Raw genomic sequence first — 15199 nt, 5'->3', positions numbered from 1 at the left:
GCTCAGCCGGTCTTCGTGCCCGTCACGAGCAGGTAGTCGTAGGGCAGCAGGAGACCGTCGCCGCCGCCCGCATCCCACTCGGAGAACTGCGCGCGCAGGTCCTCCCGCAGAGCGGGCATGCGTCCGGCGGCGTCGATCGCGGCGCGGGCGGACCGGAAGCCCGCCAGCTTCTCCTCGACGAAGACCAGCGCCTGCGCGGCGTCGGCGAACCGCCATACGAGGTCGGTGCGCCGCTCGACCTCGAGCGCGACGCCGCGCGGCTCGAACAGCTCGCGCAGCCCGGCCTCCGAGGACCACGGCGGAGGCGTCGCCCGGGGCTCGCCGGCGTCCGGCACGTGGCGGGCGATGGCGGCGCCCATCGCGGCGACCAGGCCGTCGCTCGGCCAGGTGGTGAGCCCCAGCCGGCCGCCGGGCGTCAGGACGCGGGCGAGCTCGCCGGCGGCGACGGCCGGGCGCGGCGCGAAGATCGCCCCGAACGTGGAGACGACGACGTCGAAGCGGTCCTCCTCGAACTCGAGCGCCTCCGCGTCGCCCTCGAGGAAGTCGACGGCGAGGCCCTCACTGCGCGCCCGCTGCCGCGCCACCTCGAGCAGCTCGGTCGTCAGGTCGACGCCGACCACCCGCGCCCCGGCCCGCGCCGCGGCCAGCGCGACGTTGCCGGTGCCCGTGGCGACGTCGAGCAGGTCGGCGCCGTCGAGCGGACCCAGCCGCTCGAGCAGCGCCTCGGCGGCCGGGAGCAGACGCTCGCCGACCGACGGGTAGTCGCCGTCGGACCACTCTGCTCGGACGGCGGCGCGATCGGACACGGCCGCGAGCCTAACCGGCGCCGGCTACCCGGCGCCGCAACTCGGCCAGGCCGACCGGCCCTGCACCTCCAGCAGGATCGCCGCGCGGCGGTCCTGCTCCGCCTCGCTGGCGGCGGCCGGGTCGCCGCTGCCGCCGACGCCGCGCCAGGTCTCGCGGCTGAACTGGTACTTGCCGCGGTACTGCCCGTCGCTGGAGACGACGGTCGGGTCGCCGCCCGACTCGCAGCGGGCGATGCGCTCGAGCAGGCTGCTTGCCGGCGGCACCGAGGTGGTCGAGCCCGACGAGCGGGTCGACGCGGCCCGCGCGGACAGGCCGAGCGCACGCAGGGTCGCGGGTCCGGCGACGCCGTCGGCGCTGAGCCCGTGGCCGCGCTGGAAGCGCCGCACGGCGGCGCGCGTCTGCGGGCCGTAGACGCCGTCCGCGGGAATGCCGAGCGCCTGCTGCAGCGCGACCACGCCTCCGCCGGTGGTGCCGGCGCTCAGCACGGTGCTCGTCGTCGCGATGGGCGCGGCGAGCGCTCCGCCCGCCAGGCCGGTCAGGCTGAACAGGGTCACGGCCACCGCGGTACGGCCGCGCAGCCGCCGCCGGCGACGGCGAAACGCGGAGGCGCGGCGCTCGTGGGAACAGCGCAGGGACTCGCGCCAGGGGTCGCGCGCCGTGGGCGCGGGGCCTGCTTCGCGATGCATGGACACGTCGGGAGCTCCTTGGGTCTCGACGCCTACGGGGTTAGCTGTCGGGCTCGTGCTGGACCTGCACTACGCCGCGCACCTGGCGGCGATTCGCCCCGGGGGCCGTGGACGGCCCCAGTGGTTCCCCCGTTCCCGGCCGCTGGTGCGGACGGAACTCGGCTCGTATGGATACGACGAAGCGGGCAACCTTAGCGGTCCCTCGGACGGAAGGAGCCCGGCCGGCGACGCGCTGACCGCCGGCCTCAGGGCTCGAGCAGCGCCGTCCGGGCGAGATGCGGCGCCAACGAGCGCACGCCCGCCTCGCCCACCCCGCCGGCGTCCAGCGCCGCGCGCAGCCCGGCCGCATGGCCTTCGACGCGCTCGCGCGCGTACGGTTCGGCCAGCTCGCGCGAGACCATGAACGCCCAGTCGCTGGACTGCATCGCGAGCAGCTCGCGCAGCGCCCGGTCGCCGGCCGCCGCACCGGCGGCCACGACCTCCAGCTCGGCCCGGCGCTGCGCCCAGGCGATGCCGGCCACCCGCGGCCCGTCCCAGGTCCACAGGGTCCGCGGCGTCCCCCACGTCGTCACGGGCAGATCGGCGGAGGCGGCGACGGGCTCGTGGCGGGTCAGCGCCTCGTCCAGGCGCGCGATCGGCAGGCCCGCGCGCAGTGCCTCCTCGAGCACCGCCGCCAGCCAGTCGACGCCCTCGTGCCACCAGTGGCCGAGCAGCTCGGTGTCCAGCGCGCACACGGACAGCCCGCCGCCGGCCAGGCGCTCGCGGACCCGCCCGACGAAGTCCACCGCGTCCGCGCGCACCTGCTCGGCCGCGCGGCCGGGGTCGTAGACGGCCCCATCGTTGGACCACGGCTTGTGGTGGCACCCGGTCAGGCGGTGGCTGTCGCGGTAGGCGGGTGCGGCCGGATACCCGTCCGCACCCCATACGAGGTCGATGACCGCCCGGTCGATCGGGACGAGCCGCGGGCCGGCGGCGGTGCGCAGCGGCCGCAGCTGCTCGTCCGCCCCCAGCACGTCGGTGAGCTCGACGCAGACGGCATGCACCCCGGCCTGCTCGAGCAGCGGGTCCAGCCACGGCGCGTGTGCGCACTCCGGCAGCCACAGCCCGCCGCCCCAGCCGCCGAAGCGCGCGCGGTGGGCGGCGATGCCCGTCTCGAGCTGCAGCCGGACGCCGGCATCGGTGGCGAGGAGGGGCAGCACGGGGTGGGTCGCCGCCGACGTCCACGACACGTGCGGGGCGAACGCGGACACCAGGTCGCCGCCCCGCGCGGCGAACCTGTCCGCAGCCCGCTCGTACGCGCCGAGCGCCCGCCGCAGCTCGTTCGCGGCCACCGCGTCGCCCGCCGCCTCCGCGGTCGCGGCGTCGAGCTCGTGCGACCGGCGCCGCAGGTCCCGCGCGAACGCGTCGAACCGCTCGGCGATGCCCGGCGCCTCGAGCTGGTCGGCCAGGACCGGCGTGATCGAGAGCGTCACCGGCGACCGTCCGCCGGGCGCCGCGTCGAGCACGTCGAGCAGCGGCAGGTACGACGTCGCCAGCGCCTCCCAGAGCCACTCCTCGCCGAACGGCCACAGGCCGAAGCCCTCGACGTACGGCATGTGCGTGTGGAGCACGATCGCCAGCTCGCCGGGACCGGCTGCGCCGGGCGCGCTCACGGCCGCAGGACGGCCAGGAAGTCGAGCGCGCCCGCCAGGTCGCGCTCGCCCTCCTCGCGCAGCGCGAAGTCGCGCGCCGAGATCGCCGGCGTGAAGCGGTCGTAGAACGGCTTCGTGATCCGCAGCCGCGCGTGCACGGCGTCCCAGCCCGCGTGCTCGATCGCGAGCTGGTGCAGGCGGAGCTTGCCCGCGTGGAACAGCCCGTGCAGCTCGACCGACGAGAAGTGCGCCGTGCACAGCGCGCGGAACTCCTCGGGCCGGTACTCCTTGACGTGCCACGGGTTGCCGGACTTCTCGGCGCCCTCGGGCGCGAGCGTCAGGACGTTCGGCGTCGTGACGAAGACGACCCCGTGCGGCCCGACGAGCGCCTTGAAGTGCTCGAGCACCTCGTCGGGGTTGCGGACGTGCTCGATCGTCTGCAGGAACACGACCGCGTCGCACTGCTCCGAGAACGTCTCGACGAGGTCGCGAGCGAAGCGCAGGTTCGGCCGCACGTAGCGCAGGCGGGCGTGCTCGTGGGCCTCGGGGTTGGCGTCGACGCCGACCACCGCCGCGGCGCCCGCGGCGGCCAGCACGTCGGATCCGTAGCCCTCGCCGCACGCCATGTCGACGACCCGCAGGCCGGCGATCCGCCGCGCGATCCAGCGATAGACGACGAGATGGCGCTGGTACCAGTAGTTCTCCTCGGGCACGTCGGGCAGCGTGCGCTCGCCGGTGAGCTCCAGCGGCGGGACGCCGGGGGGCTGATCGCGCTGGAGGTAGCGGACGGGGGCGTCGGTCATCGGGCGGGCGAGCCTAGCCGTCCGCGCTGAACGCAGCGTCTACACTCCCCGCCCCGATGGCCGCCGAGCCGCTCACCGCGGACGTCATCCGTGACGCCAACACCCGCTACCACGACGTCGCCGCCGCCCATTACGACGCGAAGTGGGGCATCGACTTCGGCGAGATCGGCCAGACGCAGGTCGTCGGCAAGCTCGCCAAGGCCCTCGGCGGCCGCGTCGGCTCGTTCGGCCGCTCGCTGGAGATCGGCGCCGGCACCGGCTACTTCAGCCTGAACCTGGTGCAGGCCGGCATCGTGCGCGAGGCCGTCGCGACCGACATCTCGCCCGGCATGCTGGACACGCTGCGGGCCAACGCGCAGCGCCTCGGTCTCGACGTCGAGACCGTCGCCTGCGACGCGGAGGCGCTGCCGTTCGCCGACGACTCCTTCGACCTCGTCTTCGGCCATGCCGTGCTGCACCACCTGCCGCACCTCGACGTCGCGTTCTCGGAGTTCCTGCGCGTGCTGCGGCCCGGCGGCACGTTCGTCTTCGCGGGCGAGCCGTCGCTCGTCGGCGACCGCCTGGCCGGCGTGCCCAAGCGCGGCGCCGCGGCGCTGTCCCCCGTCTGGCGGGCTCTGCTGGGCGCCCGCCCGTCCCGCGACCCCGGCGGCCACGGGGACGCGGACCCCGAGCTCGAGCGCATCGTCGACGTCCACGCGTTCGTGCCCGACGAGCTCGCGCGCCACGCTCGCGGCGCCGGCTTCGAGGAGATCCGCGTGCGCGGCGAGGAGCTGCTGGCGAACTGGTTCGGCTGGGCGAACCGCACGCTCGAGTCGACCGCCGAGCCCGGCGACGTCCCGATGGCGTGGCGCCAGTACGCCTACCACGGCTACCTGTTCTTCCAGTCCGTCGACCGCAGGCTGCTCGAGCCGCGACTGCCCGCCCGGATCTTCTACAACCTGATGGTCACCGGCCGCCGGCCGGCCTGAGCCTCAGTCGACGCTGCCGAAGATGGCGGCGGCGAGGTCGTCGTCGCCGTGCCCACGCGCGATCGCCCGCTCGAAGCGCTCGAGCACCACCGGCATCAGGCCGAGCTCGAGGCCATGGCGCTCCGCCGCCTCGAGGGCGAGCCGCGCGTCCTTGGCGCCGAGCGCGAGCGGGAACGAGGTGTCGAACTCGCGATCCACCATCGCGGGGCCCTTGATCCCGACGTACGGCGCACCGACCGGGCTGCCGGCCAGGATCTCGACGAAGCCGCGTGCGTCGACGTCGATCGCCTCCGCGAAGGCGATCGTCTCCGCGAGGTTCTCGACGAGCCCGAGCAGCCAGTGGTTGAAGACGAGCTTGAAGCGCGTGCCCGCCCCGGTGTCGCCGAGGCGCAGCGTCGTGCTGCCGACGGCGTCGAACAGCGGCGTGCAGGCGTCGAGGGCGGCGTCCGGGCCGGATGCGAACACCTGCAGGTTGCCCTGCTCGGCGGGCTGCTTGGTTCCGCCGACCGGCGCGTCGACGAGCGTCAGCCCGCGCTCCTCGGCCAGCGTGGCGCAGCGCTCGATGCCGTCGATGCCGACCGTGGCGGCCTGCCACCAGATCGCGTCGCCGGACGGGAGCTGCTCGGCGAGCGCGATCACGGCGTCCGCATCGGCGGCCATCGTGAGCAGGACGTCCGCGCCGACGACGGCATGGGTCGGGTCGTCGGCGACCGTGATCCCATCCGTCGCGAGCGCCTCTGCCTTCGCTCGCGTGCGGTTGTAGGCGCGGACGTCGTGGCCTGCGCGGGCGATGTTGCGGGCCATCGGCGCTCCCATGATGCCGGTGCCCAGGACGGCGATGTTCATGCCCCCAGTCCTACTCCTTCTCGCGCCGCGAGGTACTGCGCCCGCAGGCGGAACGTCCCGCGCATCGACTCCTCGACCTCGCCGAGGAACTCCTCGCGGTAGGTGGAGTCGGTCAGCACCGCGATGGCGTAGTAGAGGCCGCTGAAGCTGGCGATGGCGGCGCAGACGCGCAGCAGCTCCACGGTGATGACGGTGCGGTCGCCGAACAGGTCGAACGCGACGACCTCCTCGCCGGTCGTGCCCGTCCAGGACTCCACGACGTCCGGCGTGATCGTGAGGACGCCGAACGCGACGAAGAACGCCCCGATCGCCGCCGCGACGACGAGGACCTGCAGCGCGTGGGCGACGAACATCACGAGGCCGACGTTGAAGCGCTGGCGCCGCGTGAGCGCCGGCTCGGTGCCGACCTCGCGCTCGAGCAGGCGGACCTCGCGCGGCAGGCGCCCGGCGATGAACAGCGTGCCGAGGGCCACGAACAGCGCGGACACGCCGGCCAGGTCGCCGTCGGAGACCCCGGCGAAGACCTGCCACATCTCCGTGTTCACGAACAGGACCACGGCAAAGAACAGGAGCAGCGGCACGGCCTTCGCCAGCATCGTCACCGAGCCCGCGAGCTGCCCGAGCAGGCGACCGAACGACCACCGCAGGATCGACAGCACGCCGTAGCCGACGATCCAGTAGACGAGCAGGAGCGTCAGGGCGTTGCCGAGGAGCGTCGCGAGCGACGACCCCCACTGGCCGCCGCCCAGCAGCGGCAGGATCGCCGGGACGACACAGAACGCGACGAGCTCGCCCGTGCCCACGCGCCGGGGGATCGAGAGGGCGGGCTGACCGTGCGAGCGGTTCAGCAGCGCAACGGCTCCCATGAGGATGCCGATGCTCACGACGATGGCCGCGACGTTCGCGATCCACGACCACTCGAGGTTGATGCCGTTGAAGATCTCCAGGACGAACAGGAGGCCGAGGAGCGGCAGCGCGCGGGTGAAGATGTCCTCGCGCGCCGAGTAGTTCTCGATGAGCAGCGGAAGGCCGGCGCGCCGGAAGGACCGCTCGTAGTCGGTGAGCTCCACGGCGGTATGACACCCGGTCGGGTGGACGGCTCCACGGGCGGCCGCGAGACGGCGGGCTCAGCGACCTCCGCCGTAGAGCTCGAGCGCCCGCCGCCGCTCGACGGCGTGATCGACGATCGGCGCCGGATAGTCGCGCCCGATCAGGCAGTTCGCTGCCCGCTGCTCATCCTCGGTCATCGTCCATGGCTCGGCGAGCCTGGCGTCCGGCACGTCCGCCAGCTCGGGCACCCAGCGCCGCACGTACGCGCCGTCGGGGTCGTGGCGGCGCTGCTGCAGCGCCGGGTTGTACATGCGCCGCGCGGGCGGCGCGGGGTCGACGCCGACCGACGCGATCCAGCGCCAGTTGCCGTTGTTCTGCGCCGGCTCGCCGTCGAGCAGCAGGCGCGCGAAGTGGCGCTCGCCGAGGCGCCAGTCGAGGTGCAGGTCCTTTGTCAGGAACGCGCCGGTGACGAGCCGCGCACGGTTGTGCATCCAGCCGGTCTCGGCGAGCTGGCGCATGCCGGCGTCGACGAGCGGGTAGCCGGTCCGGCCGTCCTGCCAGGCGGCGAGCAGTGCGCCGTCCTCGTCGGCGTCCCACGGTGGGTCGGCGCGCCGCGAGCCGAGATCGAAGAGCATGACGTGGGCGTAGAAGTCTCGCCACGCGAGCTGGCGGCGGAACGCCTCGCGGCGCTCGGCGTGCTCCTCGAGCGCCCGCGGGCTCAGCGTGCCCCAGCGCAGGTGCGGGCTGAGCTGGGACGTGCCGCCCGCCACGCGGTCGTGAAGCGCCTCGTAGCGCTCGACCGGGCCCGCGAGCCAGCGGCGGGCCGCGGCGCGCGCGGCGGCTTCGCCGGCGATGTCGGCGTGCGTGCCGGCGGGCAGGCGGCCGGCAGCGAGCCGCGGCGGGACGGCGATCTGCCGGGGCGCGCGCTGGACGGGGCGGCGGTCGGCGCGCAGCCAGGAGCGGTGAAACGGCGAGAACACCGTGTAGGGGTTGCCCTCGCCCGTGCGGATGCGGCCGACGTCGGCGATGTAGTTGCCGGGCTGGGGGCGCGCGCGGTTGCCGAGCGCCTCGGTCACCGCACGGTCGCGGCGGCGCGCGTACGGCGAGACGTCGCTCGCCCAGAGGACCGCCTCGGCGCCGAGCTCGTCGGCGATCCGCGGGACCTCGGCGCGCGGGTCGCCCTCGCGCACGAACAGCCGCGCGCCGCGTTCGCGCAGCTCCCCGTCGAGCGCCCGCAGGCAGGAGAACATGTAGCCGGCGCGCCGGGGGGACCGGTACGGCTCGCGCTCGAGCAGCACCGGATCGAGCACGAACAGCGGCACGACGCGGTCGTACTCGCGCACGGCCGTCGCGAGCGCGGGATGGTCGTGAACGCGCAGGTCGCGGCGGTACCAGACGATGGCGGTGGTGGGCATGCCCGGTCATGTCTACCCGGGGCGCTCGTAGACTGCTCCGAAGGCCCATGCCCGACAGCCCGGTGCGCGACTTCCCCCTCTTCCCGCTCGGCATCGTCGCCCTGCCGACCGAGTACGTGCCGCTGCACATCTTCGAGGAGCGCTACAAGGCGATGATCGAGTCCTGCATCGAGCAGGAGAGCGAGTTCGGGATCGTCTGGCTCTCCGACGACGAGCTCAAGACGGTGGGCTGCGCGGTGGCGATCGATCGCGTGCTCGAGCGCATGGACGACGGCCGGCTGAACATCCTCTGCCGGGGGACGACCCCGTTCCGGCTCGTCGAGCGCCAGGATGACCTGCCGTACCCCGCCGGGACGATCGAGCTGCTGAGCGACCGCGACGAACCGGTCGACGACGCGATCGCGCAGCGGGCGCGGGCGTCGTACGTCGAGCTGGTCGCCGCCGCGACGGACCGCACGCTCGAGCCCGACGAGGTGTCCGAGATGACGGCCTACGAGATGGCGGCGACCGTCGACTTCGGCCTCGACGCCAAACAGGGGCTGCTCGACCTGCGCGCCGAGAACGCGCGGCTGCGGCTGGTCGACCGGCTGTTCCGAGCGGCGACGAAGCGCTTGGACTACGTCGAGCGCGCGCAGGCGCGGGCCAAGAGCAACGGCAAGGTCCGCTTCGGCTGATCGGCCGGCGCCCCGAATGAGCGTCGCGCCCGTTGACGGTGGCGAGCGTCAGTTCGCGGTCGCCGACGCGTTTGCGGGCGGAGGTGCCCGTCGGGCGGACGGGGTCCTTCGGGCCTGTCCCGGCAGACCCTCTACTCGGCGCCGGGGTGCGGCTCACGGCGGCTGCCGTACCAGTACGACGCGGCCAGCCCGACCAGCGCGCCGGGCATCGCCCACAGCGCCTCCCCGACGCCGGGCGGGTTCTCGGTGGGGATGCCGGGCGCGGGCAGGATGTACCCGGTGACCAGCGCTCCGCCGAGCGCGGCGAGGAAGGCGCCGACGATGCCGCCCCAGAACCGGTCGGGGACGAGGACCGCGAAGTGCCAGAGGGCGATGCCGACCATGACCCAGACGAGAACGCTCATGGCCACATCCTCCGGGGGCGGCGAGGGCCTTCCAATGGGGCGGTATACCCATCCCGGCGGTCCGCTCGGAGCGGCCGGAGCGCCGGTTCAGCGCGGGGCCGTCAGAGCGCGCTCGCGAGCGCGAGCGGTCAGAGCGCGCTGGCGAGCGGGAGAGGTCAGAGCGCGCTGGCGAGCGCGAGCGGCCACACCGATGCCGCGCCGCGGCCCCGCAGCTGCCCGCCGACCATCGCGAGCGTCCAGCCGCTGAGGCGCTGGTCGTCGAGCAGCAGGCAGCCGCCCGCCGGCACATCGGCGGCGACGCGGAAGCGCCCGCGGACGTTGGCGACCTGCTGGGCGGCGTTGGCCATGTCGCGCTGCGGCGGGGCGTCCGGGACGGTCCGCGCGACGGCCTCGACGACCGGCAGCCCGAGCGCGGCACCGAGGCGCTGGGCGGCGTCGGCGAGCGCCTTGCCGTGGGCGCGCGACGGCACCCAGGTCACCCACGCCGCGGCCGGTCGCCACGCCCGCACGAGGTCGGCGAGCGCGCCGAGCACCTCGTCGTCGAGGCGCCCGTCGCGCAGCCCGGAGGCGATCGCCGGCCACCACCCCGGATCGCCGATGCGCGCGAGCCCGCGCCCCGGCTCGACCTGCGCCGTCTCGGGGATCTTGCGCATCTTGCCCTGGGGGTCGGGCGCCATCTTCTTCGCGTCCAGCACGAGCGGCTGCGAGCGCAGGTGCAGCTGCGCGGCGCGCACGAGCGCCGGGTCGAGCTCGAGCTGGAAGCGCGGCTCGGTGCAGATCGCGCAGCGGCCGCAGTCGCGCGGGTCCGGGTCGTCGAGCTGCTCCTGCAAGGTGCGCATCAGGCACCGGCCGTCGGCGCCGTAGCGGGCCATCGCGGCCTGCTCGGCGCGGCGCAGCTCGGTGACCGCGCGGTAGCGCTCGGCGTCGTAGCGCCAGCCGTGGTCGCGCACGAGGGTCCAGCGCGTGCCGTCGCGCCGGACCGCGCCCTCGACGTCGAGGACCTTCAGCATCGCCTCCAGCCGGCCGAGACCGAGGTTGACGATGCTCGACAGCTCGCGGGTCGTCAGGCCGGTCTCGCCCGCCGCGTCGAGCTGGAGCAGCACCTGGTCGACGCGCTCCTTGGCGGGGAAGGCCTGCTCGATGAAGAAGTCCTGGATGCGGCGGTCCTCGGCGCCGCGCAGCAGGACCGCGTCGGCGTGGTCGACGGCGCGGCCGGCGCGGCCGACCTGCTGGTAGTAGGAGATGACCGAGCCGGGCGCCTGGTAGTGCACGACGAAGCCGAGATCCGGCTTGTCGTAGCCCATCCCGAGCGCGCTCGTGGCGACGAGCGCCTTGACGTCGCCGCGCAGGAGGCGGTCCTCGGCGGCGACGCGGTCCTCGTTGGCGTGCTCGCCGCTGTAGGCCTCGGCGGCGATGTCGTGGGCGACGAGGAAATCGGCGACCGCGCTCGCATCGCGCTTGGTCAGCGTGTAGACGATGCCCGACCCCTGCAGGGACCCGGCGGGGCCGAGCTCCTGCACGAGCCAGGCCAGGCGCTCGGCGGGGTGCGCGAGCTCGACCACCTCGAGGCGCAGGGACGTGCGCGCCAGGGGCCCGCGGTAGGTGCGCAGCTCGGGTCGGGTCCCGGCGCCGGCCGCGCCGCTCGCGTCGAGCTGCTCGAGCACGTCGGCGACGACGCGGTCGTTGGCCGTGGCGGTCGTGCACAGCACCGCGACGCCCTCGGGCAACGCGGCGAGCATGTCCCGGACCCGCCGGTAGTCGGGCCGGAAGTCGTGGCCCCAGTCCGAGACGCAGTGCGCCTCGTCGATGACGAGCAGCCCCACGCGCTGCGCGAACAGCGGCAGCATCTCCTCCCGGAAGCTCGGGTTGTTCAGCCGCTCGGGGCTGATGAGCAGGAGGTCGACGGCGTCGTCGGCGAGCATCCGGCGAACCGCGTCCCAATCGTCGCGGTTCGTCGAGTTGATCGTGTGGGCGCGCAGGCCGAGGCGCTCGGCCGCCGCGATCTGGTTGCGCATGAGCGCCAGCAGCGGCGAGACGATGAGCGTCGGGCCGCTGCCGGCATCGCGCAGCAGGCGGGTGGCGACGAAGTACACGGCGCTCTTGCCCCAGCCGGTGCGCTGCACGCAGAGCACGCGGGCGCGGTCGCGCACGAGGTCGTCGATCGCCTCGTGCTGATGCTCGCGAAACGTCGAATCGGGCCGGCCGGTGAGGGCGTGGAGCGCGTCGAGCGCGGTGTCGGTCGTCTGGGCCACCATGCCCAGGCTAGGTCGCGGGGCGGCGGTTCTCGCCCCCGTCGTCAGCGGGCCGCCGTCCGGCGGTTCTCGCCCCCGGTCGTCAGCGGGCCGCCGTTCGGCGGTTCTCGCCCCCCGTCGTCGGCGGGCCGCCGTCCGGCCGTGACCGGCTCCTCCTCGGCACCGCACAGCTCGACGACCGATGCACGCGGTTCCGGGCCACGCCCTCAGCGCGCCAGCCCGCACGCCTCCTGCGCCACCTGCCGCACGAGGAACGCGAGCTCGTCGAGCGTCTTGGGCCGGTTGCGGGAGTCGTCGGCGAAGCGGACGCGGGTGTGCTCGGTGCGCACGTCGTAGCGCAGCACGGAGGTGGGGCCGGGCGGAAGGCTCCGGCCGGCGACCCCGGGCTCGTCGAGCTGACGCTGGAGCTCGCGCGCATCGAGGAGCAGCTTGCTCGGCATCCGCTTCGGCTCGCCGCCGTTGCAGCGCACGGTGCCGCCGTCGTTGACCTCGAGGCGCAGCTTCGCGCCGGCGATCGAGCCGGAGCGGTCGACGGCGAACAGGTCGGGCGGCTCCGCGCCGCAGCCCACGGCGGCGACGACCAGCGCGGCGAGGACGGTGAAGGTGGCGGCTCGGGCGGATCGGCGGGTCGGCATCGCGCGCGCATCCTGGCACTCATCCGAGCGCGATGAGGACGATCCCCGCCGTGACGAGCACCGCCCCGGCCGCGCGGACCGGTCCGACGTCCTCGTGCAGGACGGCAGCCGCGAACGCGGTGACCAGCACGACGCTCGTCTCACGGACCGCCCCGACCGCCGCCGCGCTCGCCCGCTGCAGCGCGGCCAGCGCGAGCACGTAGCTGCCGAACATCGCGATTCCGGTCCCCACGACGGCGGGCGTGATCGAGGCCCGCAGAGCCTCACGGCCGCGGATGCGCACCATCGCGACGACGTACGGCGGAGCGGTCAGGGCGAGGACCAGCCAGAGGTAGGCGATCGGGTCGGCGTGGTGCAGCGCGGCGCGGTCGATGAGCGTGTACGAGGCGATGCAGGCCGCGATGCCCGCGGCCAGGGCGACCTCCGGGACGCCGCCGCGCGCCCGCATCCCGCGCACCGCGACGATGCCGACCGCCACGAGCGCCACCCCGGCCACCTGGAGGCCGCCGATCGCGCCTCCGAGGCCCGCGAGGCCGGCCAGCAGGAGCAGCACCGGCGCCATGCCGCGCGCGAGCGGATAGGTCACGCTCAGCTCGCCGATGCGGTACGCGAGCCCGAGCATCGCCCAGTACGCGAGCTCGAACGCCGCGGACGCCGGCACGTAGGGCAGCGCCCTCGTGGTCATTCCGCCGGTGGCGAGGGCGACAGGTGCCCAGATCGCCACGCCGGCGACGACCGCGACCGCTCCGGCCGCCTGCGGGTCCCGGGCCCGCGCCAGCAGGAGGTTCCACAGCGCATGGACCACGGCCGCGCTGAGAGCGAGGCCGAGCGCCGAGGCAGGCATCGCCGGGGACGCTACCGCGCCGGCGCGGCGCCGCGCGACGCAGGCCGGCCGTCGCGAACCGCCCCGCTACCGTCCGGGGCGATGCCCGTCACGCTCGACGTCTGGTCGGATCTGGTCTGTCCGTGGTGCTACATCGGCAAGCGCCGCCTCTCCGCCGCGCTCGCCGGCGAGGAGCCGGGGAGCGTCCTCGTCCGCTGGCACGCCTTCCAGCTGCAGCCCGAGCTGCCCGCCGAGGGCGTCGCCGCCACGGCGTACTTCGCGGCCAAGTTCGGCGGCGAGGAGCGCGTCCGCGCGATCCAGGACCGGGTGACCGCCGTTGCGCAGGACGTTGGCCTCGATCTGCGCTTCGACCGCCAGGAACGCGCGCCCAACACGCTTCTCGCCCACCGTGCCGTCAAGCTCGTCCGCGACCCCGAGGCGGCCATCGAGACGCTCTTCGCCGCCCACTTCGCCGAGGGCGAGGACATCGGCGATCGCGAGACGGTCCTTCGTCTGCTGCCGGACGTCGATCCCGCGGCCCTGGATCGCGGCGAGGGCGCGCGCGCCGTCGACGACGACCTCGAGGTCGCCCAGCAGATCGGGGTCACCGGCGTGCCGTTCTTCGTGGCCGGCGGGCGCGTCGCGGTCTCCGGCGCCCACGAGCCCGAGCTCCTGCGCAAGGTGATCGCCGCGGGCCGCGAGCAGGCCGCGGCGTAGGGCACGCCGCCCGCCGCTCAGCTCGCCACCACCCCACCCCGCCGCGGGTCCGCGCCGCCCGACAGGGCTCCGCCCGCCGACCGCGCCACCGCCTGCACGCCGCCGAAGAACAGGTTCGGCGCCCGGAACGGCGCGACCGCGCGCCCCGCCGCGCGCAGCTCCGCCAGGTCCACCCCGGGCTCGGCGTACACGATCCCGTCCTCGAAGTGCAGCCGCGCGGCGTCGACCGCGCCCTGCGCGCTCAGCTCCCGGTCGACCACGCCCACGATCGTCTGCAGGATCGCCGAGCGGATCCGGTTGGAGCCCGCGCTGCCCAGCACCAACTCGACCGCGCCGTCGGCCGACAGCACCACCGTCGGGGCCATCATCGACGGCATCCGCCGACCGGCGTCGAAGGCGTGGAAGCCCAGCGGGTTCAGGTCTTCCTCGCCCAGGATGTTGTTCACGTGCAGGCCCGTCCCGGGCACGACGACGCCTGAGCCCTCGCCGTTCGTGCACGTCACGCTGCACGCCCGCCCCCACCCGTCGAGCACCGAGATGTGCGTCGTCGCCCCCAGCCGGGAGCCCAGGAAGGACGCCGCGAACCCGGGCCCCGCCAGGCCGCTCACGAACGCGTCCGTGCGCTCCTCCTGCGCGCGCTCCATCACCTCGACCAGGTCCATCGGCCGCGGCGGCGCAGGCCGCCGGTCCAGCAGCGCCAGCGCCAGCGCGAGCAGCAGGCCGCCCGCCGACGGAGGCGGGTTCGTCAGCACCGAGCGTCCCCGGTACCGCACCCGCACCGGCGTGCGCACCACGGCTTCGTACGACGCGAGGTCCTCGGCGGTCAGCAGGCCGCCCCGCGCGCCGAGCCACGAGGCCACCGCCGAGGCCTTCGAACCCGTGTAGAACGGCGCCGAACCCTCCGCCCCGAGCAGCTCGATCGAATCGCCCAGCTCCTCGGACCGGAACCGCTCGCCCTCCGCCAGCACCCGCCCGCCCGGCGCGAACACCGCCGCCGCCTCCGGGGTCGAGCACAGGATCCCGGCCAGCAGCGCGAACACGTACGCCTGCTGAGCGTTGAGCTCCACGCCCGAGCGCGCGAGCGCCGCCGCCGGAGCGGCCAGCTGCGCCAGCGGCAGGCTGCCCCACCGCTCCATCGCCGCGGACACCCCGGCCGGACAGCCGTACGTCCCGCATGACGCCGCGCCGCAGTTGAAGATCTGCACCGCGTCGCCGAACGACACCTCGACCGGCATGAGCTCCGCGGGCGCCGTGCGCGCGAGGCCCCGGCCCGGCGCCTCGACGAAGAAGTCGAGCAGCGCCGGCTCCTCGTCGGCGCCGGCGACCAGCATGTAGCCGCCCGCGCCCGGGCCGGTGAGCAGCGGCTCGGCCGCCCAGGACGTGAGCATCGCCGCGACCGCGGCGTCGACCGCGTTGCCGCCGTCGCGCAGGACCGCCGCCCCGGCCTCCGCCGTGAGCGGGTGGCCGGCGGCGACGATGCCCTTCACG

At 74.9% G+C, this 15199-nt stretch carries 15 protein-coding genes and 1 riboswitch; of the genes, 3 read left to right on the top strand and 12 right to left on the bottom strand.

Annotation, left to right across the window (positions count from 1 at the left end):
* Nucleotides 1-2: 2 nt before the first annotated feature.
* The 4 genes from DSM104329_RS07030 to DSM104329_RS07010 all read right to left on the bottom strand — a co-directional run bounded on the left by DSM104329_RS07030 (nucleotide 3) and on the right by DSM104329_RS07010 (nucleotide 3927).
* The gene (locus tag DSM104329_RS07030; RefSeq protein ID WP_259314689.1) at nucleotides 3-806 is read right to left on the bottom strand and encodes a class I SAM-dependent methyltransferase; all 804 of its coding nucleotides are present in this window, start codon (nucleotides 804-806) and stop codon (nucleotides 3-5) included.
* 24 nt (nucleotides 807-830) lie between these two features.
* On the bottom strand, nucleotides 831-1361 hold the full coding sequence (locus tag DSM104329_RS28930) for a transglycosylase family protein (protein WP_326924485.1): 531 nt from the start codon (nucleotides 1359-1361) through the stop codon (nucleotides 831-833).
* 147 nt (nucleotides 1362-1508) lie between these two features.
* Nucleotides 1509-1667: riboswitch (cyclic di-AMP (ydaO/yuaA leader) on the bottom strand.
* Between the two features lie 71 nt (nucleotides 1668-1738).
* The gene (locus DSM104329_RS07015) at nucleotides 1739-3145 is read right to left on the bottom strand and encodes a 1,4-alpha-glucan branching protein domain-containing protein (protein WP_259314688.1); all 1407 of its coding nucleotides are present in this window, start codon (nucleotides 3143-3145) and stop codon (nucleotides 1739-1741) included.
* Nucleotides 3142-3927 (bottom strand): class I SAM-dependent methyltransferase, encoded by a 786-nt coding sequence (locus tag DSM104329_RS07010; RefSeq protein WP_259314687.1) that lies wholly within the window; start codon nucleotides 3925-3927, stop codon nucleotides 3142-3144. The genes DSM104329_RS07015 and DSM104329_RS07010 overlap by 4 nt, the downstream gene beginning before the upstream one ends.
* Nucleotides 3928-3983: 56 nt before the next feature.
* Between DSM104329_RS07010 and DSM104329_RS07005 the strand changes: the two genes are divergently transcribed.
* A complete protein-coding gene (locus DSM104329_RS07005; RefSeq protein ID WP_259314686.1) occupies nucleotides 3984-4895 on the top strand; it encodes a class I SAM-dependent methyltransferase in 912 nt (303 codons plus the stop codon).
* A 3-nt stretch (nucleotides 4896-4898) separates the two neighbouring features.
* On the opposite strand, the gene DSM104329_RS07000 is transcribed toward DSM104329_RS07005, so the two are convergent.
* The 3 genes from DSM104329_RS07000 to DSM104329_RS06990 are packed head-to-tail and all read right to left on the bottom strand — an operon-like array spanning nucleotide 4899 to nucleotide 8206.
* Nucleotides 4899-5741, bottom strand: coding sequence for an NAD(P)-dependent oxidoreductase (locus tag DSM104329_RS07000; protein ID WP_259314685.1), 843 nt, complete (start codon nucleotides 5739-5741; stop codon nucleotides 4899-4901).
* On the bottom strand, nucleotides 5738-6811 hold the full coding sequence (locus tag DSM104329_RS06995; protein ID WP_259314684.1) for a hypothetical protein: 1074 nt from the start codon (nucleotides 6809-6811) through the stop codon (nucleotides 5738-5740). Before DSM104329_RS06995 ends, DSM104329_RS07000 begins: the two co-directional genes overlap by 4 nt.
* Nucleotides 6812-6868: 57 nt before the next feature.
* Nucleotides 6869-8206, bottom strand: a complete 1338-nt coding sequence (locus DSM104329_RS06990; protein ID WP_259314683.1) for a cryptochrome/photolyase family protein — start codon at nucleotides 8204-8206, stop codon at nucleotides 6869-6871.
* 47 nt (nucleotides 8207-8253) lie between these two features.
* Here DSM104329_RS06990 and DSM104329_RS06985 point away from each other — a divergent pair, with 47 nt between their 5' ends.
* A complete protein-coding gene (locus tag DSM104329_RS06985) occupies nucleotides 8254-8880 on the top strand; it encodes an LON peptidase substrate-binding domain-containing protein (RefSeq protein WP_259314682.1) in 627 nt (208 codons plus the stop codon).
* Between the two features lie 131 nt (nucleotides 8881-9011).
* Here the strand turns inward: DSM104329_RS06985 and DSM104329_RS06980 are convergent, their stop codons facing one another.
* The 4 genes from DSM104329_RS06980 to DSM104329_RS06965 all read right to left on the bottom strand — a co-directional run bounded on the left by DSM104329_RS06980 (nucleotide 9012) and on the right by DSM104329_RS06965 (nucleotide 13015).
* Nucleotides 9012-9284, bottom strand: a complete 273-nt coding sequence (locus DSM104329_RS06980; protein WP_259314681.1) for a hypothetical protein — start codon at nucleotides 9282-9284, stop codon at nucleotides 9012-9014.
* 155 nt (nucleotides 9285-9439) lie between these two features.
* Nucleotides 9440-11539, bottom strand: a complete 2100-nt coding sequence (locus tag DSM104329_RS06975) for a RecQ family ATP-dependent DNA helicase (RefSeq protein ID WP_407655871.1) — start codon at nucleotides 11537-11539, stop codon at nucleotides 9440-9442.
* 203 nt (nucleotides 11540-11742) lie between these two features.
* Nucleotides 11743-12171 carry a hypothetical protein gene (locus DSM104329_RS06970; RefSeq protein WP_259314679.1) on the bottom strand — a complete coding sequence of 143 codons (429 nt, stop codon included), beginning with the start codon at nucleotides 12169-12171 and terminating at the stop codon, nucleotides 11743-11745.
* A 19-nt stretch (nucleotides 12172-12190) separates the two neighbouring features.
* Nucleotides 12191-13015: an EamA family transporter gene (locus DSM104329_RS06965; RefSeq protein ID WP_259314678.1), complete on the bottom strand. Its 825-nt coding sequence runs from the start codon at nucleotides 13013-13015 to the stop codon at nucleotides 12191-12193.
* Nucleotides 13016-13096: 81 nt separating this feature from the next.
* Here DSM104329_RS06965 and DSM104329_RS06960 point away from each other — a divergent pair, with 81 nt between their 5' ends.
* Nucleotides 13097-13711, top strand: coding sequence for a DsbA family oxidoreductase (locus DSM104329_RS06960; protein WP_259314677.1), 615 nt, complete (start codon nucleotides 13097-13099; stop codon nucleotides 13709-13711).
* A 17-nt stretch (nucleotides 13712-13728) separates the two neighbouring features.
* Here the strand turns inward: DSM104329_RS06960 and DSM104329_RS06955 are convergent, their stop codons facing one another.
* Entirely contained in the window at nucleotides 13729-15198 is a 1470-nt protein-coding gene (locus DSM104329_RS06955) for a gamma-glutamyltransferase (RefSeq protein ID WP_259314676.1), read from the bottom strand.
* Between the last annotated feature and the right edge of the window lies 1 nt (nucleotide 15199).

It is taken from the genome of Capillimicrobium parvum (genome assembly GCF_021172045.1).
Taxonomy (GTDB): domain Bacteria; phylum Actinomycetota; class Thermoleophilia; order Solirubrobacterales; family Solirubrobacteraceae; genus Capillimicrobium; species Capillimicrobium parvum.
Note: the sequence above shows the minus strand (reverse complement) of the source record. Positions and strands in the feature narration are given on the sequence as shown.